Origin of the sequence: Pseudomonas sp. LTGT-11-2Z (assembly GCF_003691445.1) — a bacterium.
Taxonomy (GTDB): Bacteria; Pseudomonadota; Gammaproteobacteria; order Pseudomonadales; family Pseudomonadaceae; genus Aquipseudomonas; species Aquipseudomonas monteilii.
In genome coordinates this window covers 1,459,747-1,474,731 of record NZ_CP033104.1, presented here as the reverse complement: position 1 = coordinate 1,474,731, position 14,985 = coordinate 1,459,747, and the positions used below count along the sequence as shown (strand labels likewise).

The window sequence follows — 14,985 nt, the reverse complement described above, 5'->3', positions numbered from 1 at the left end:
TCCGGCAGTCAGGAAATCTCCCGCCGGAACGGCGGCAGCGCATTGAGAATAGCCTTGCCGTAGCGCTGGGTGACCAGGCGCCGGTCGAGCAAGGTGATGACGCCGCGATCCTGCTCGGTACGCAGCAGGCGCCCACAGGCCTGGATCAACTTCAACGAGGCGTCGGGCACGGCAATTTCCATGAACGGGTTGCCACCGCGAGCCTCGATCCACTCCGACAAAGCGGCTTCCACCGGGTCGTCGGGCACGGAGAAAGGTATTTTGGCGATGACCACATGCTCGCAGTACGCACCTGGCAGGTCGACACCTTCGGCAAAGCTGGCCAGGCCGAACAACACGCTGTGCTGACCATCATCGACCCGCGCCTTGTGCTTGTTCAGGGTTTCCTGCTTGGACAGGTTGCCCTGGATCAGTACCAGCTTGCGCCAGTCACGGTCCAGGCCATCGAACACATCCTGCATTTGCTTGCGTGACGAGAACAGCACCAGCGCGCCACGGGCATCCTCGACGATGTTTGGCAGTTCACGGATGATCGCCGCCGTATGCGCCGCCGCATCGCGGGGGTCGGCCTGCAGGTCGGGGACCCGCAGCAGGCCGGCATCGCCATGCACGAACGGGCTGGGCACCACGCAGGTGACGGCATCGCGCGGCAACCCCGAGCGCATGCGGAAACGGTCGAACTTGCCCAGCGCGGTCAACGTCGCCGACGTGACCAGTGCGCCGTGGGCAACACTCCACAGGCTGCGGCGAAGCATTTCGGCAGCGAGGATGGGGCTGGCGTTGACTTCGATGTCGAACAGAGCGCCACTCTCGGCCAGCGTCAGCCAGCGAGCCATGGGCGGGCTGTCTTCCGGGTCCTCGGCGGTAAAGGCCGTCCACAGTTCCCAGTTGCCTTGGGCACGGGTGACCAGGCTGCCAAACAGCGGGTACCACTCCTCGGCCTGATGGCTGGCGATGCCGATATTGACCTCGCCGTCCATGCCCTCCTTGAGCAGGTCGGCCAGGCGGGTGAACAGGTCGTTGAGGCGGGCAAAGCCCTTTTTCAGTTCGATGCCCACTTCGCGGATCTGCTCTGGCACCACACCGCCCTCGAAGCGGTAACGCGGGCGTTCGCGGCCTTCGGTATCCTCGCTGGGGCGGAAGTCTGCCACCTGCTCGCACAGGGTGAACATGAACTGCTGTTGGGTACGCACTTCCCGCGCCAGCTCCGGCACCTGCTCGATGTACTTGCCAAGGTCACCGGGCAACGGGTGCTGAGCCAACAGTTTGGTCAGGTTCTTGGCGGTCTGTTCCAGCCAGTCGGCGGTGGAACGCAGGCGCGAATAATGGGCGAAATGGCCGATGGCCTTGTCTGGCAGGTGATGGCCTTCGTCGAACACGTACAGGGTATCGCGCGGGTCGGGCAACACCGCGCCACCGCCCAGGGCCAGGTCGGCCAGCACCATGTCGTGGTTGGTGACGATCACGTCGACCTTGCCCATGCCTTCGCGGGCCTTGTAGAACACGCACTGCTGGAAGTTCGGGCAGTGGCGGCCCGTGCACTGGCTGTGGTCGGTGGTCAGCCGTGCCCAGTCCTGGTCTTCCAGGGCCTCGGGCCAGCTGTCACGGTCACCGTCCCAGCGGTTGCCAGCGAGCTTCTCGATCATGCTGTTGAACAGCTTCTGGCTGCGCTCGTCGACTTCGATGCGGAAGCCTTCTTCCTCGAACAGCTGGGCGGTGGCCGACTCGGCATGGCCTTCCTGCAGCAGGATGTCGAGCTTGGACAGGCACAGGTAACGGCCACGGCCCTTGGCCAGGGCGAAACTGAAGTTGAGCCCGCTGTTGCGCATCAGGTCGGGCAGGTCCTTGAAAACGATCTGCTCCTGCAGGGCCACGGTCGCGGTGGCGATCACCAAGCGCTTGCCGGCGGCCTTGGCGGCCGGGATGGCTGCCAGGCTGTAGGCCACGGTCTTGCCGGTACCGGTGCCCGCCTCGACTGCCACCACGGCAGGCTCCCCGGCACGGCGGCCTTCATCGTCGCAGGCGATGTCGCCAAGCACCTTGGCCACTTCGGCGATCATCAGGCGCTGGCCATAGCGCGGCTTGAGGCTCTTGGCTTCGAGAAAACGCGAATAGGCGCCCTGGATGGTGGCTTTGAGTTCGTTGCTGATCATGGTCTGCAGGCGCCCGAAGGGCTGGATATATTTTCAGTGTTTCACACGGGGCGGCTATCATACCCCGCTATTGCCCATTATGCCGCATGGAGATCCGGATGCTTGCCTTTGCCCTGCCCTACACACTGCATGTCCTGGCTGCCCTGATATGGGTCGGCGGCATGTTCTTCGCCTGGCTGGTGCTGCGCCCGGCAACGGTTGCAGCCCTTGAAGGGCCTGCGCGCCTGCGCCTGTGGGTGGAAGTTTTCCGACGCTTCTTCGGCTGGGTCTGGGTGGCTGTAGCGATTTTGGCGATAAGTGGTATCGGCATGTTGCACATGCGCTTCAGCGGCTTCGAGACTGCGCCGAAGTATGTGCAGGTGATGATCGGTGGAGGGATCGCCATGTTTGCCTTGTTCATGCGCATTCAGGCATTGCTGTTGCCCGAGCTGAAGACGGCGGTGCAAGCCGAGGACTGGCCGACGGGTGCGGCAGTGCTGGGGCGGATTCGGCGCATGGTGGGGATCAACCTCCTGCTGGGCCTGGCGGTCGTTGCAGTTGCCAGTTCGCGACTGATGCTCTGACAGCTGATTATCTAACGACCTGCGCGGCCCCTTGTAGGAGCGGTGTGGCTCAGAGGCGCTGCAGGATCAGCTCACCCGCGGCCCCCGCCAACCCAGGTTGGCCCGGCTGTCCCGGCCGGCCATTGGCCCCAGCGTCGGTGCTGTACACAAGGCAACCTTTACTCGCCCCGCCTTTACCCGCCTTGCCTGCCGCCCCGGCCTTGCCCGGTGCGCCGCCATCCAGACGCACCACAATGTGCTCCTGCGGGAACCCTTGCGGCAGGCTCAGACGAATGCGCCCACCCGGGGCGCCGTCGTGCCCGTTGCCGCCATTATCGCCATTGGCACCACGACTGGCCTGGCCCCATGTGCAACCACCTGCCTGGCCATTGGCACCATCAAGCCCCACGTACCCCGGCGCACCGGCGCCGCCACGGGCATCGATCGCCACCCGTTCGGCATCCAGTTCAGCCAGTTTCAGGTCCAGACTGCGGCCCGAGCGGGCTGCCCGCTGGTAGCTCCCGGCAGCCCCTGGAGCACTGAATTCACTGCCTTCGCCCAACCTGGCGCTGCGCGCCTCGATCAGCAACGGGCTATCGGAAGGTGCAATGGCGATACGCGCATCACGCCCCAGCTCCAGCTGGTCGACCTTCAATTCCGCAAGCGAGGCAGGCAGCAGCAGGGTTGCCGAATCAGCGACACGCAAGTGCGTGAGGTGCACGCTGGCCGACTTGTCGGGCAGGCGCAGCATGGAATTGGCGGCGACTTCCAGGCTTTCGGCCTGAGCCAGGGGAGTGGCCAACATGGCCAGCAACATCAGATTACGCATTTCGCGGCGCCTCCTGCGCACGGGGAATGGACATGACATGGAAGATGCCCGTCAACAGGATCTGCAATCGGTCGAACCAGCGATGGCTGCGCCCACGCAGGCTGCCATTGAAGAACAGCACTTCGAGCAGGTGCAGGCCGAACAGGAAGATACCCGCGGCATTGATCAGCAGATTGAAGGGCAAAGGTTGTGGCAACAACTGATTGAACAACACCACACCCCAGAAAGCGACCGTCAGGACCTTGCCCAGGCCCAGGATGAACTTCATACCCCGCCCCTATCGATTGTTGTTATGTCGAGACGGCCCGATCGAGCGGGCCGTGCGCCCCACATTAACTGCAATGCCAAGGCAGGCGCCAGCACCGCTCAGTTGAGGTGCAGCTCCACCCGTCGGTTGCGCGCGCGGCCCTCCTCGGTTTCGTTGTCGGTGACCGGCTCGCTTTCCCCACGCCCTTGGCTTGTGACCTTGCCGGGCTCCAGGCCCTGGCTGATAAGGTATTCGGCAACACTGCTGGCACGGCGCTCGGAAAGCGCCTGATTGTAGGTGTCGGAGCCCACGCTGTCGGTGTGCCCGACCACGGCGACCTTGGCTACCGTCGGGGAATTGAGCTTCGCCACCAGGCCTTGCAGCCGTTGCTGGGCCGCCGGGGTCAGGTCGGCGGAATCGAAGGCGAACATCACCGCGCCGTTGTCATCCAGGATGATGACCTCAGGTGCAGGTTCGGGTGCGGTAGCAGGGGGGGCTGCCGGATACACCTTCAACGGGCAACCCATGTGGTCGACCGCCGTGTTGGCTGGGGTGTCGGGGCAACGATCGCGGCGGTCGAAAATACCGTCGCCATCTTCGTCACCGTCCTGGGCATAGCAGATCAGCCCCCCGGTAATGGCGCCCAGGGCGCCGCCACCTGCGGCCCAGGCAGAACTTTCGATAGCGCCCAGGCCGCCACCGACCAGGCCGCCCAACAGGCTGCAGATGGGCCAGGTCCTTTGGTTGAGGGGCGCGCTGCCATCGCTATGGGTAGCGCAGCCTGCGAGCAGGCTGGCAGCCACCAACAGCGGCAGAGCCGCCTTCGACGTCACACTCATGCTGAATGCTCCTGTGTCTTTGGCCACAAACGGCTGACCGGCATCAAGACGCGCCCGTGCCACTGCTCAAGGCACGGGCGCATGCCGTGTTACCGCTGGATCTTGATCTCGGTACGACGGTTCATCGCACGCCCTTCGGCCGTGGCATTGTCAGCCACCGGTTGGGTTTCACCGGCACCGACCACCGAAACGAAGCTGCTGCGCGGTACGCCGCTCTCGACCAGGTAATCGGTCACCGAGTGGGCACGACGCTCGGACAGTTTCTGGTTGTAGCTGTCGGAACCGACACTGTCGGTGTGGCCGCTGACACTCAGGCGGGCGGATGGCGCTTCCTGCTTGAGGCGCGTGGCAATGGTGTTGAGGCGCTCTTTGTCGCGGGCGGTCAGCTTCGCAGAGTCGAATTCGAAGTGCACATCGCGAATGACGATGACCTCTTCTTTCTGCACCACCACTTCCTCGACCACGGCTGCCGGCTCAGGCGGGCACCCGTTGGCATCGACCTGCACCCCACGCGGGGTGCCAGGGCACTTGTCACGGCTGTCCGGCACGCCGTCGCCATCCTCGTCGCCATCTCCATGGGCCCAGCAGTAACCCGCCGCCAGGCCACCGCCCAGCAACGCGCCCCAGCCAGCCCAGCTGGAACTTTCAATAGCGCCCAATGCGGCGCCGCCTACACCCCCGACGGCGGCACATTTCGGCCAGTCGGTTTTTTGCAAACCTGCACAACCAGTCAACACACTGGTGAGCAGTACCAGGGGTATCGCTGTGCGTACTATGCTCATTTCATTGCTTCTCCTAGGGGGAATCGGCATAAGGCCGATCTCTGGGAGTAAAGACCGCGCATTCCAACCCTGCCAGCAATAAGCCACGACGCGGTCACATGCCTCTTTGCCCGCAGGCTGCGGCCCGCTAGTCTTGGACGACTTGAACGAGGATTGGCAATGACCGAAGGTTTCTCCCAACGTACGCCGCAGCAGGCTTTGGCAGCCCTGCTGGAGCGCTTCACCCCGCAACGCCTGCTGCTGGTGGGCACACGTTTCCCGGCGCTCGACGCCTTCGCCGAAGCACACCCGCAGGTGACCATCGCCACAGCGGCCCCTGGCCCGCTTCCGGCCGAGCTTGCGGCCCAGCGTTTTGACCTGGCGGTGCTGGTGGACTGCCTGGAGCACCTGCCCAAACGCACGGGCCTGGAGCTGCTCGGCGGCATCCGCAACCTCAATGCCAGCCGGGTTGCCGTGCTGGCCGATCTGGCCGCCTGCGGCTGGCAAGACACCGACTTTTTCGCCCTGGCCCTGTCGGCCAGCGAGAAATTCTGCCGTGACCAGCAGGTATTGAGCCTGTTCACCTATGATCTACATGACTACAAGCAGGTCCCGGACTGGCTCAACGCCAGGTTCTGGGCCAACCCTGAAAACTTCGGCAAGTACTGGTGGTGATGATGAGTGTCTCGGTCTGCCCCTGTGGCAGTGGCAACCTGCTTGATGCCTGCTGTGGGCATTACCATGCCGGCACCCCGGCACCCGATGCCCAGGCGCTGATGCGCTCACGCTACAGTGCCTACGTGCTGGGCCTGGTCGACTACCTGGTGGCCACCACTTTGCCCGCCCAACAAGCCGACCTGGACCGCGCCGCCATGGCCGCCTGGAGCGCCCAGAGCACCTGGCTGGGCCTGGAGGTAGAAAGCGCTGAAGTACTCGGCGGCCAACCGGAACACGGCTTTGTCACTTTTACCGCACGCTGGCACGACCAGGAGGGCGACCACCAGCACCGTGAACGCTCGGCGTTCGTCCAGCATGCCGGGCGCTGGTACTTCATCGACCCTACGGTCGGGTTGAAGGCCGGGCGCAACGACCCCTGCCCCTGCGCCAGCGGGCAGAAGTTCAAGAAATGCTGCGCCAGTTACGTCGGGAGCTGAACATGAACGCCCGCGCCCGTCTGCTGCTGCTGCTCGGTACACTGATGGCATGGCTGGCGGGCTGCAGCAGTTGGGGCGGTGAACACTGGCGCGAACCCGAGGTGCGCCTGGTCGAAGTCGAAACGGTCAAGGCCAGGTTGCTGGAGCAGGAATTCGTGCTGCACCTGCAAGTCGACAACCCCAATGACAGCCGCCTGTTCATCCGCAACCTGTCGTATGCCGTGCGCCTGAACGACCTGCTGCTGGTGCAGGATGAAACCAGCGTATGGCGCAGCGTGGGCGGGCATGCCCGGCGTACCTTCAAGATCACCGCGCGTACCAACCTGTGGCAGCACCTCAAGCCGCTGGCCAAGCTGCTCAGAAGCAAGCAACCGCTGCACTACACCCTGCAGGGCGAACTGGCGATCGGGCTGCTTATCCATCGGGACCTGCACTTATCGCGCAGTGGTGAGATAATCCCCGGCGATCACATCCCGGAGTAACCCTGCAATGTCCCAGCAACCCCACGTTCATGGCCCTGACTGCAACCACGACCATGATCACCACCATGACCATGGCCATGTTCACGGCCCGCACTGCAACCACGGCCACCAGGAGCCGGTACGCAACGCCCTGAAGGACGTTGGCCGTAACGACCCGTGCCCATGCGGTAGCGAGAAGAAGTTCAAGAAGTGCCACGGCGCCTGATCTGACGTTGCCTCCCTGCTGAGGGCCTTGGCCTAGGCGGCCTTGCGCCGTGTCGCCCCCAGCAGGTCCTGGTACCACAGGCCGGCGTCATAGGCGATGGTCACCACAGTGGTCCCGGCATACCGCGGGTGCTGGGCCATGCGCTGAGCAACGGCCAGGCAGGCGGCAGCGGTATTGCCCACAAAAATGCCACTTTGCATGTAGAACCAGCGCTGCGCAGCCAGCATCTCAGCGTGTTGCACCTGGGCCCGCTCGTCCACCAGCGACCAGTCCATGAAAGGCGGGCAAACCCCCACTGCCATGCCTTCGAAGCGGTGGTCGGCAAACACACCCGCCCTTGAGTCGCACCCGCTGGGGTCGACCAACACCGTCGACACCTCGAAACCGTGATCCTTCAGCCCCAGCGTAATGCCCGTGAAGCTTGCCCCCGTACCCGCACAGCCAACAAACAGGACATCCCGCCCTGCCCCGGCGTTGGTCAGTTGCACGGCCAGCTCGCTGGCCGTCTGGTAACGATGGGCTTCGATACCCATCGGGTTGTTGAACTGGTCGGTATAGAAGTATGACTTGCCCAACGCGGCCTGGTTATCCAGGTGGTGCATGACCACATCCTTGGGGGTGGCACCGGCCATCAACATTTCCTTGCCGATCAGCCGCGCACCGAAACACTCGAGCAAATCCCGCTTGGTCTGGCTGAAGCTCAGCCCGACCGCCAGCTCCACGGCGACCTGGTACTTGTGACAGGCTGCCAGCAAGCCGAAGCCAAAACTGCCACCGGTTTTCTCGATGACGGTTGTCACACCGGGAATGATGTCGCCATTGCGTACGGCATGCTCGACGATGCGCCGGGCCGCCCGGTATTTGTGGCTTCCCCCAGGGTTGTTCATTTCCAGCTTGGTATAGATGCGATCACTGACACTGATGAGCTCGCTCATTTGCGGCTACCTTCCATTGAAGTATGCAGGCAGGTCTTGTTCTGCAGCAGGCCGGCAGTGGCAACCAGAAGCCCGATGCACAGGGCCATGCAGATGGCGTTGGTGCCATCCCAGCCGACCGTGCTCAGCAACAGCGAAGGGCTGAACGCGCCGAGGGTGGCGAAGATGGCAATGGCCAGGTCGTTCTTGCCCTGCATCTGCATCGCTGCCGGGCTGTTCTGCAGCGACTGGGCCAGCAAGGCGCCGCCGCCTACATACGTCAGGTTCCAACCCAGCCCAAGGGCAATCAGTGCCAAGGTCATCATGGCGTAGCTGTGCGACCAGATATTCAGGGCCGAGCAGCCGATCAGCAGGGCCAGGCCCGCGCAAATGGTGGTCCTGATACCTAACCGCTGGATGATCGCACCGGTGAAAAACGACGGGGCAAACATGGCAATCACATGCCACTGGATCGCCAGGCGTACGTCCGAGAAGTCCTCGTGCATGTGTTTCATGTGCATCGAGGCCTGGATCATCAGCAGGTTCATGATCCCGTAGCTCAGTGCAGCAACACCCATGGCCACCACCACGCTCGGGCTTAACGGCTCGGTGCGTGGGCGGGCCGACTGGGCGGCGCTGTTGACCGTGCTGGTCACACCGCCATCGTCTGGCAGGCAAAGGGCAATCAGCAGTGACAGCAGCGCCAGGCCGACAAACGCGGCATAACACAACGAAAACAGTGGATAGCCACCAACATCACGCAGCCACTCGGTAAGCGTCGGCCCGACCACCGCGGCGATGACGCCCCCTGCCACGACCAGCGAAAGGGCTTTGGGCTTCAGGGCCTGAGACAGATTGTCGGTGGCCGCGAAGCGGTTGAAGTTGGCGAAGGCGATATACACACCCAACGCAGAATGGCTAAGTACCAGCGTTGCAAAATGCTGGTGCTCCACCGCCAGAAAGCCGCTGACACCCGACAATGCCAACGGAATTGCGCCCAGCATGAAAGCCTTCTTGCGGCCGATTCGGCTCATCAGCCTGGAGACTGGGTAGGTTGCCAGCATCAGGCTCAGAAACTGAAACCCGTACGGCACCGTGGACCACGCGGCATCAGGCGCCAGCGCCGCGCCGACAATGGCGGCCATGGTCACGGACATGACCGCTGTGGTCAGGTTGATCGACTGTGCGGTGAAATACAGGTACGTGCGCCGCGGTAACGTGCTGTTCATAGTGCGTGCCCGTGGTAGGTGGACAGGTCGATTTCGGCATCGGGGAACGCGCAGATCAGCCGTTCCTTACCTTTGCCCAGGCGTTTGCGCCTGACGCTCAGGCGCCCGATACGCCCTGGTGAATCGAGGTGTGTGCCACCGCACGGAATTTCGATGCCGTTGTAGGTCCACAAACGTGCGTCTTCCAGGCCCTCGACCGCGTAGTGCTCGATGGGTGCATCGAAGCCGATCAGTTCGTTGGCCCGCCGTTCTATTTCAACCACCTCTTCGGCCGTGAAAGCGTCCTCGACCAGGAAGTCGAAACGTGCCGAATCCTCTTTGATGTGGCAGCCGATGGTCCATTGCTGCAGCTCTTCACGCAGCCCGATCGCAGCGGCATACAGAAAGTGACTGGCACTGTGAGACAGCGTCAGCCGTTCGCGCCGTTCAATATCGATGGTGATGCGGGCCGGCATGCCTGGCGTGACGTCATCCAGCAGGTGCAGGTCATCAGGGTGCAGGCTGTGAATAATGATGCCGCCCAGTTTTCCGCCTTTGAAACCTTCGAGGCGAATCGGGCTGCCATACAGTTTTTTCACCCAGACAAAGCGCGCAGTTCCCACCGGTAATTCAATGGTGCCGAAGTCTGCTTCTTGGCCGCCGCCTTCCGGGTAAGCCACGGTACTCTGCAATTCAATGCCATCACTGTGCACGCGTGTTACTTGCGTATCAACGCCGGCCAGGTACTGGTCTTTGTAATACAGCTTTTCGGTATTGCGTAACACTTCATAGTTCAGAGCGTTCATGGTTCCAGTACCACCTGCAATGATGTTTTAACCTGTACCCGGGCAGCCGCGGGAACATCTTTGGTAATAATGCAGCCCGGACCGATAAATGCGCCGTCACCGACGTGGATAGCGCCCAGCACACTGGCGAACGCGCCGATTTGTACCCGGTTGCCCAAGGTCGGGTGCCTGGGGCTTGAAGGGTTGCCGCTGATACCGCGGGCGCCCAGTGTGACGCCGCCCAGCACGTAGCAATCGTCACCAATGGTCGAGGTTTCGCCGATGACGGTGCCCATGCCGTGATCAATGATGAAGCGTGCGCCAATACGGCTGCGGAAGTGGATTTCCGCCCCGGAGAGCATTTTGCCGCGCCTGGAGATCATGGCCGCCAGGCATTGACCGCCGGCACCATAGGCAGCAGCGGTATTGTTGTAGATCCAATGGGCGAGCCGATAATGCAGAACGGCAGAATAAGAGGTGTACGTTCTTGCAATGAATACCAGGTCGCGGCCAGCTGCCGGATCTTTCAGGGCAAAGGCCTGCAAATCGGCATGGGCTTGTTCGGTGACACACTGAATAACCGAAGTTTCTTTAAACGCTTCGAATTCATCAACTGAACAACACTCCAATAGCGCCGATGTAACAAGGTTCCTTACAACCTTGAATGTTTCCGGTTCATCAGGCACAGGTAGCCTGGCAATGACGGCTGATTGCATATCCATAGAGTGCATGGGCTCAATATCCAGTTGTCTGGTTGAACAGACGCTTAAGGTGCTGCCTTTGCGGGCAACCAACACTTCCGACCAGGGAATAGTGGCATGTACTGGCCAGTTGAAAACGAACAGTCGACAAGCATTTCCGTTAACTGTTAGGCTTTTTTTCTAACGGTTTGAGACCTGCCATGAACACCCGCAGCCTTCATCACCAGTTAAGACAACGCCTGGATGCAGGGGAGTGGCTGCCCGGGCAGCGCATGCCCTCCATCCGCAAACTGACAGCTGCAGTCGACTTCAGCTACCACGACGTTGTTTCGGCCTACGCCCAGCTGGTCAGCGAAGGTGTGTTGACCGCTTCGCCGGGCAGGGGCTACTTCGTCGCGACCCGGTCACGGCAAACCAGTGCGATCCACGAGCCCGAATGCATGGCGGGCGACCCGCTCTTCAAGCTGCTGCAAGGCGGACAGCACTACACCAAGCTGGGCAGCGGCTGGCTCCCCCCCGCCTGGCGTGACACCGAGCTGCTGGCCAAGGCCATTCGCCGCACGGCGCGGCTGGAGCAAAGCTCGCTGGCCGAATACGGCGACATCCAGGGCTACCTGCCCATGCGCAAACAGCTGTGCGTACACATGAAACGGCTGACCCGTGTCGATGTCCGCCCCAACCAGTTGCTGACCACGCTGGGCGCCACACAAGGCCTTGACCTGGTTGCGCGGCTGCTGATCAAGCCAGGCGACCACGTTTTCGTCGACGAGCCGGGTAACGGCAACCTGATCAAGCTGATCCAGCTGGCGGGCGGGCACGTTGTCGGCATACGGCGAACCCAGGACGGGCCAGACGTGGAAGAGATGAAAACCTACCTGGCCAGGCACAAGGTCAAGGCATTTTTCTGCAACAGCACCTTCCACAACCCGACCGGCAGCAACATCAGCCCGCACAACGCCTTCAGTGTCCTGCGCCTGGCGGTAGAGCACGAGTTCTTCGTGGTCGAGGACGATGTGTATGGCGACTTCAGCCCGGCCGTACGCCAGACCTTTGCCGAGCTGGACAACCTTGACCGGGTTATCTACATCGGCAGTTTCTCCAAATGCCTGTCCGCATCGCTACGCGTGGGTTTCATCGCCTGCTCACACGACCTGATCGAACCGCTGACACGCCTGAAACTGCTGACCTGTGTTGCCGTCCCGGCGTTTTGCGAACGCTTCGTCAACACCATATTGTCGGATGGCACCTATGCCCGGCACATGAATGATGTGCAGCAGCGCCTGATCAGGCAGCAGGTCCAGACCCAGCGGCTTCTGATCGAGCGAGGTTGGCAGTTTGAAATCGCACCGCAAGGGGGGATGTTCCTCTGGGTCTACCACCCGGACCTGCCAGACCTGCAACCCCTGGTGCGCAAACTGGAACAAAACAAGATCCTGCTGATGCCAGGTTCTGCGTTCGCCGTCACCCGTGACTACCGGCGCTATGCGCGCATCAATTGCACGCACTTTTCCGAGACGTTGGCAGACCACTTCAACGTTTGAGGCAGCGCTGGCAAATAAACCGACCTGGGACCTTGCATGGCGCCTGCGCGCTTACTACCTTAGCGCCTTTCGAAACCCGCCACGCCTTGCAGGAGCCCTTGTCATGGCCGCCCCCGCCTTTCCTCCCTTCCGCCCGCGGTTCGCAACCGCTGCCACGCTGCTCGGCATGCTCGGGCTGGCCGGCTGCCAGACGGGCGGCTACCAGGACAGCGTGCCACCGACCAGTGGCGTGCAGCCGCTCAAGGGCCTGGCGCAGAATGTTTCAGTACGCCGCAATGCCATGGGTGCGCCACTGATCGAAAGCAGCAGCTTCCATGATGCGCTGTTCAGCCTGGGCTATGTGCATGCCGGTGACCGCATCGAGCAGATGGTCGCCATGCGCCTGCTGGCCCAAGGCCGTCTGGCCGAACTGGCCGGCAGCGAAGCGCTGGACATCGACCGCCTGATGCGCGCGGCCAACCTCAAGCAAAGCGCCGCCCAGCAGTACGCCGACGCCTCGCCACGGCTCAAGCGCTTTTTCGAAGTGTACGCACGCGGGGTCAACGCCTACCTGTTCCGCTACCGCGACAAGCTGCCGGCCGGCCTAGCCAGCAGTGGCTATCGCCCGGAATACTGGAAGCCCGAAGACTCGGCACTGATCTTCAACCTGTATGCGTTCAGCCAATCGGTGAACCTGCAGGAAGAATTGAGTGCCCTGACCCTGGCGCAGAAAGCCGGCAGCGACAAACTGGCCTGGCTGCTGCCTGGCGCCCCGGACGAGCCATTGGCCGAAGGCGAGGTGGACAAGCTCAAGGGCCTGAACCTGGCCAGCCAGCTGCCGGGCCTGCCAGCGCTGGCGGCCGCCAGCCAGAAACTGGCCGACCTTGACCTGCTCGGCAGCCCGGGCTCGGCCAACCTGGCCCTGGCCCCGCAGCGCAGCCGCAGCGGCAAGAGCCTGCTGGCCAGCGACAGCCGCGCTACCTGGGCCCTGAGCCCGGTACAGATTCACACCGGCAAGTACCAGGTTGCCGGCCTGTCGTTGCCGGGTTTGCCGATCGTGCTGGCCGGTTACAACGGCAAACTGGCCTGGAGCAGCAGCGCCGTGATGGCCGACAACCAGGACCTGTTCCTGGAACAACTGCGTCGTCAAGGCAGCCAGCTGAGCTACCTGGCCGACGGCAAATGGCTGCCGGCCCGCGCCCGTAGCGAAACGTTCTTCGTCCGAGGCCAGCGCCCGCTGCGCGAGGTGATGTATGACACCCGCCACGGCACCCTGCTGGCCCAGCCAGACAACGCCAGCCTGGGCCTGGCGCTGAACCTGCCGCAGTTCAAGGGCGACCGCAGCCTGGATGCACTGTTCGACCTGACCCGCGCCAGGAACGTGGAACGCGCCTTCGACAGTACCCGCGAAGTGACCGCCGCGGCTCTCAACTTTGTCTTCGCCGAGCCGGAACACATCGGCTGGCAAGTCAGTGGCCACTACCCCAACCGCCGCGAAGGCCAGGGCCTGCTGCCCTCGCCGGGCTGGGACGGGCGCTACGACTGGGACGGCTATGCCGACCCGATGCTGCACCCGTATGACCAGGACCCGCCTGCTGGCTGGATCGGCCACGCCAACCAGCGCAGTCTGCCGCGTGGCTACGGCATGCAGCTGTCCAGCACCTGGTACTACCCCGAACGCGCCGAACGCCTGGCCCAGTTGGCCGGCAATGGCCGCCACGACAGCCGCAGCCTGATGGCCCTGCAGAACGACCAGGTAACCCTGCTGGCCGAAAAGCTCAAGCAGATGTTCGACGCCCCCGGCATGGCCCAGCCACTGAAGCAGGCGATCGACGCCCTGCCTGCCGCCCAACGCGACAAGGCCCGCGACACGCTGGCCCGGCTCAAGGCCTTCGATGGCCGGCTGAGCCCGGTGTCAGCGGATGCCGCGCTGTACGAGCTGTTCTTGCAGGAGGTAACGCGGCAGACCTTCCTCGACGACCTGGGCCCGGAATCCGGCCCTGCCTGGCAGGCGTTCGTCAGCAATGCCCGCTTGTCGTTCTCGGCCCAGGCCGATCACCTGCTGGGCCGCGACGACAGCCCGTTCTGGGATGACCGCAACACCCCACAAAAAGAAGACAAGCCTGCCATTCTCGCCCGCAGCCTGGCGGGAGCAATGGACGCCGGGATCGCGCAACTGGGCGCCGACCGCCGCGCCTGGCAATGGGGCAAGCTGCACCAGTACCGCTGGCCAGCACCGGCCTACCATGGCCTGGGCGAAGCCATCAGCCGCTCACCGCTGGCTGCAGGTGGCGACTTCACCACCCTCGCCCTGACGCCATACGCCTGGGGCAGCGACTTCGACACCCGCCTGCCGGCCTCAGCGCGGATGATCGTCGACTTCGGTCAGGCCGAACCGTTGCAGGTGCTGACCAGCAGCGGCCAGTCCGGTAACCCGGCAAGCGCGCACTACAGCGACGGGCTGGATGCCTGGTTCAAAGGCCGGTTCATGAGCCTGCCGCTGCAGCAGCAGAACTTCGGGCGGGCGTATGGCAACCAACGACTCACGCTGGTGCCTGGCAAATAACGGGCATCGCCTGTTTTGGGGCTGCATTGCAGCCCCAGCCATTTCCAGTCGAACTTCCTTTCTCCGGCATGGCTCCTAA

At 63.0% G+C, this 14,985-nt stretch carries 16 protein-coding genes; 7 read left to right on the top strand and 9 right to left on the bottom strand.

Annotated elements, in window-relative coordinates; translation table 11 throughout:
* Nucleotides 1-8 precede the first annotated feature (8 nt).
* Nucleotides 9-2,153: an ATP-dependent DNA helicase DinG gene (gene dinG / locus D8767_RS06740; RefSeq protein WP_016713786.1), complete on the bottom strand. Its 2,145-nt coding sequence runs from the start codon at nucleotides 2,151-2,153 to the stop codon at nucleotides 9-11.
* 98 nt (nucleotides 2,154-2,251) lie between these two features.
* Here dinG and D8767_RS06735 point away from each other — a divergent pair, with 98 nt between their 5' ends.
* The gene (locus D8767_RS06735; protein WP_016713785.1) at nucleotides 2,252-2,716 is read left to right on the top strand and encodes a CopD family protein; all 465 of its coding nucleotides are present in this window, start codon (nucleotides 2,252-2,254) and stop codon (nucleotides 2,714-2,716) included.
* Nucleotides 2,717-2,765: 49 nt separating this feature from the next.
* Here D8767_RS06735 and D8767_RS06730 read toward each other — a convergent pair whose 3' ends face one another.
* The 4 genes from D8767_RS06730 to D8767_RS06715 all read right to left on the bottom strand — a co-directional run bounded on the left by D8767_RS06730 (nucleotide 2,766) and on the right by D8767_RS06715 (nucleotide 5,392).
* Nucleotides 2,766-3,524 carry a hypothetical protein gene (locus tag D8767_RS06730; protein WP_016713784.1) on the bottom strand — a complete coding sequence of 253 codons (759 nt, stop codon included), beginning with the start codon at nucleotides 3,522-3,524 and terminating at the stop codon, nucleotides 2,766-2,768.
* Nucleotides 3,517-3,792, bottom strand: coding sequence for a DUF1145 domain-containing protein (locus tag D8767_RS06725; protein WP_016713783.1), 276 nt, complete (start codon nucleotides 3,790-3,792; stop codon nucleotides 3,517-3,519). The genes D8767_RS06730 and D8767_RS06725 overlap by 8 nt, the downstream gene beginning before the upstream one ends.
* 98 nt (nucleotides 3,793-3,890) lie before the next feature.
* Complete coding sequence (locus tag D8767_RS06720; protein ID WP_016713782.1) at nucleotides 3,891-4,610, bottom strand: OmpA family protein; 720 nt, start codon at nucleotides 4,608-4,610, stop codon at nucleotides 3,891-3,893.
* 89 nt (nucleotides 4,611-4,699) lie between these two features.
* The gene (locus D8767_RS06715) at nucleotides 4,700-5,392 is read right to left on the bottom strand and encodes an OmpA family protein (RefSeq protein ID WP_016713781.1); all 693 of its coding nucleotides are present in this window, start codon (nucleotides 5,390-5,392) and stop codon (nucleotides 4,700-4,702) included.
* A 159-nt stretch (nucleotides 5,393-5,551) separates the two neighbouring features.
* Between D8767_RS06715 and D8767_RS06710 the strand changes: the two genes are divergently transcribed.
* Genes D8767_RS06710 through D8767_RS06695 form a run of 4 tightly spaced genes read left to right on the top strand, consistent with a single transcriptional unit; the run spans nucleotide 5,552 to nucleotide 7,212 of the window.
* On the top strand, nucleotides 5,552-6,046 hold the full coding sequence (locus D8767_RS06710; RefSeq protein WP_016713780.1) for a DUF6231 family protein: 495 nt from the start codon (nucleotides 5,552-5,554) through the stop codon (nucleotides 6,044-6,046).
* Nucleotides 6,047-6,048: 2 nt separating this feature from the next.
* A complete protein-coding gene (locus tag D8767_RS06705; RefSeq protein ID WP_025754557.1) occupies nucleotides 6,049-6,525 on the top strand; it encodes a YchJ family protein in 477 nt (158 codons plus the stop codon).
* A gap of 2 nt (nucleotides 6,526-6,527) precedes the next feature.
* Nucleotides 6,528-7,007, top strand: a complete 480-nt coding sequence (locus D8767_RS06700) for an LEA type 2 family protein (RefSeq protein ID WP_029380282.1) — start codon at nucleotides 6,528-6,530, stop codon at nucleotides 7,005-7,007.
* Between the two features lie 7 nt (nucleotides 7,008-7,014).
* Nucleotides 7,015-7,212, top strand: coding sequence for an SEC-C metal-binding domain-containing protein (locus D8767_RS06695; protein ID WP_009684590.1), 198 nt, complete (start codon nucleotides 7,015-7,017; stop codon nucleotides 7,210-7,212).
* Between the two features lie 32 nt (nucleotides 7,213-7,244).
* On the opposite strand, the gene D8767_RS06690 is transcribed toward D8767_RS06695, so the two are convergent.
* From D8767_RS06690 to D8767_RS06675, 4 genes are read right to left on the bottom strand one after another with little or no spacing between them, the layout of a single operon-like run.
* A complete protein-coding gene (locus D8767_RS06690; RefSeq protein ID WP_016713769.1) occupies nucleotides 7,245-8,147 on the bottom strand; it encodes a pyridoxal-phosphate dependent enzyme in 903 nt (300 codons plus the stop codon).
* Nucleotides 8,144-9,355, bottom strand: coding sequence for an MFS transporter (locus D8767_RS06685; protein WP_016713768.1), 1,212 nt, complete (start codon nucleotides 9,353-9,355; stop codon nucleotides 8,144-8,146). Before D8767_RS06685 ends, D8767_RS06690 begins: the two co-directional genes overlap by 4 nt.
* On the bottom strand, nucleotides 9,352-10,140 hold the full coding sequence (locus D8767_RS06680; protein WP_016713767.1) for an alanyl-tRNA editing protein: 789 nt from the start codon (nucleotides 10,138-10,140) through the stop codon (nucleotides 9,352-9,354). The genes D8767_RS06685 and D8767_RS06680 overlap by 4 nt, the downstream gene beginning before the upstream one ends.
* Nucleotides 10,137-10,850, bottom strand: coding sequence for a serine O-acetyltransferase (locus D8767_RS06675; RefSeq protein WP_025754559.1), 714 nt, complete (start codon nucleotides 10,848-10,850; stop codon nucleotides 10,137-10,139). Before D8767_RS06675 ends, D8767_RS06680 begins: the two co-directional genes overlap by 4 nt.
* Nucleotides 10,851-11,020: 170 nt before the next feature.
* On the opposite strand from D8767_RS06675, the gene D8767_RS06670 reads away from it, so the two are divergent.
* Nucleotides 11,021-12,361: a PLP-dependent aminotransferase family protein gene (locus D8767_RS06670; RefSeq protein WP_028698541.1), complete on the top strand. Its 1,341-nt coding sequence runs from the start codon at nucleotides 11,021-11,023 to the stop codon at nucleotides 12,359-12,361.
* 103 nt (nucleotides 12,362-12,464) lie between these two features.
* Complete coding sequence (locus D8767_RS06665; protein WP_016713764.1) at nucleotides 12,465-14,906, top strand: penicillin acylase family protein; 2,442 nt, start codon at nucleotides 12,465-12,467, stop codon at nucleotides 14,904-14,906.
* Nucleotides 14,907-14,985 lie beyond the last annotated feature (79 nt).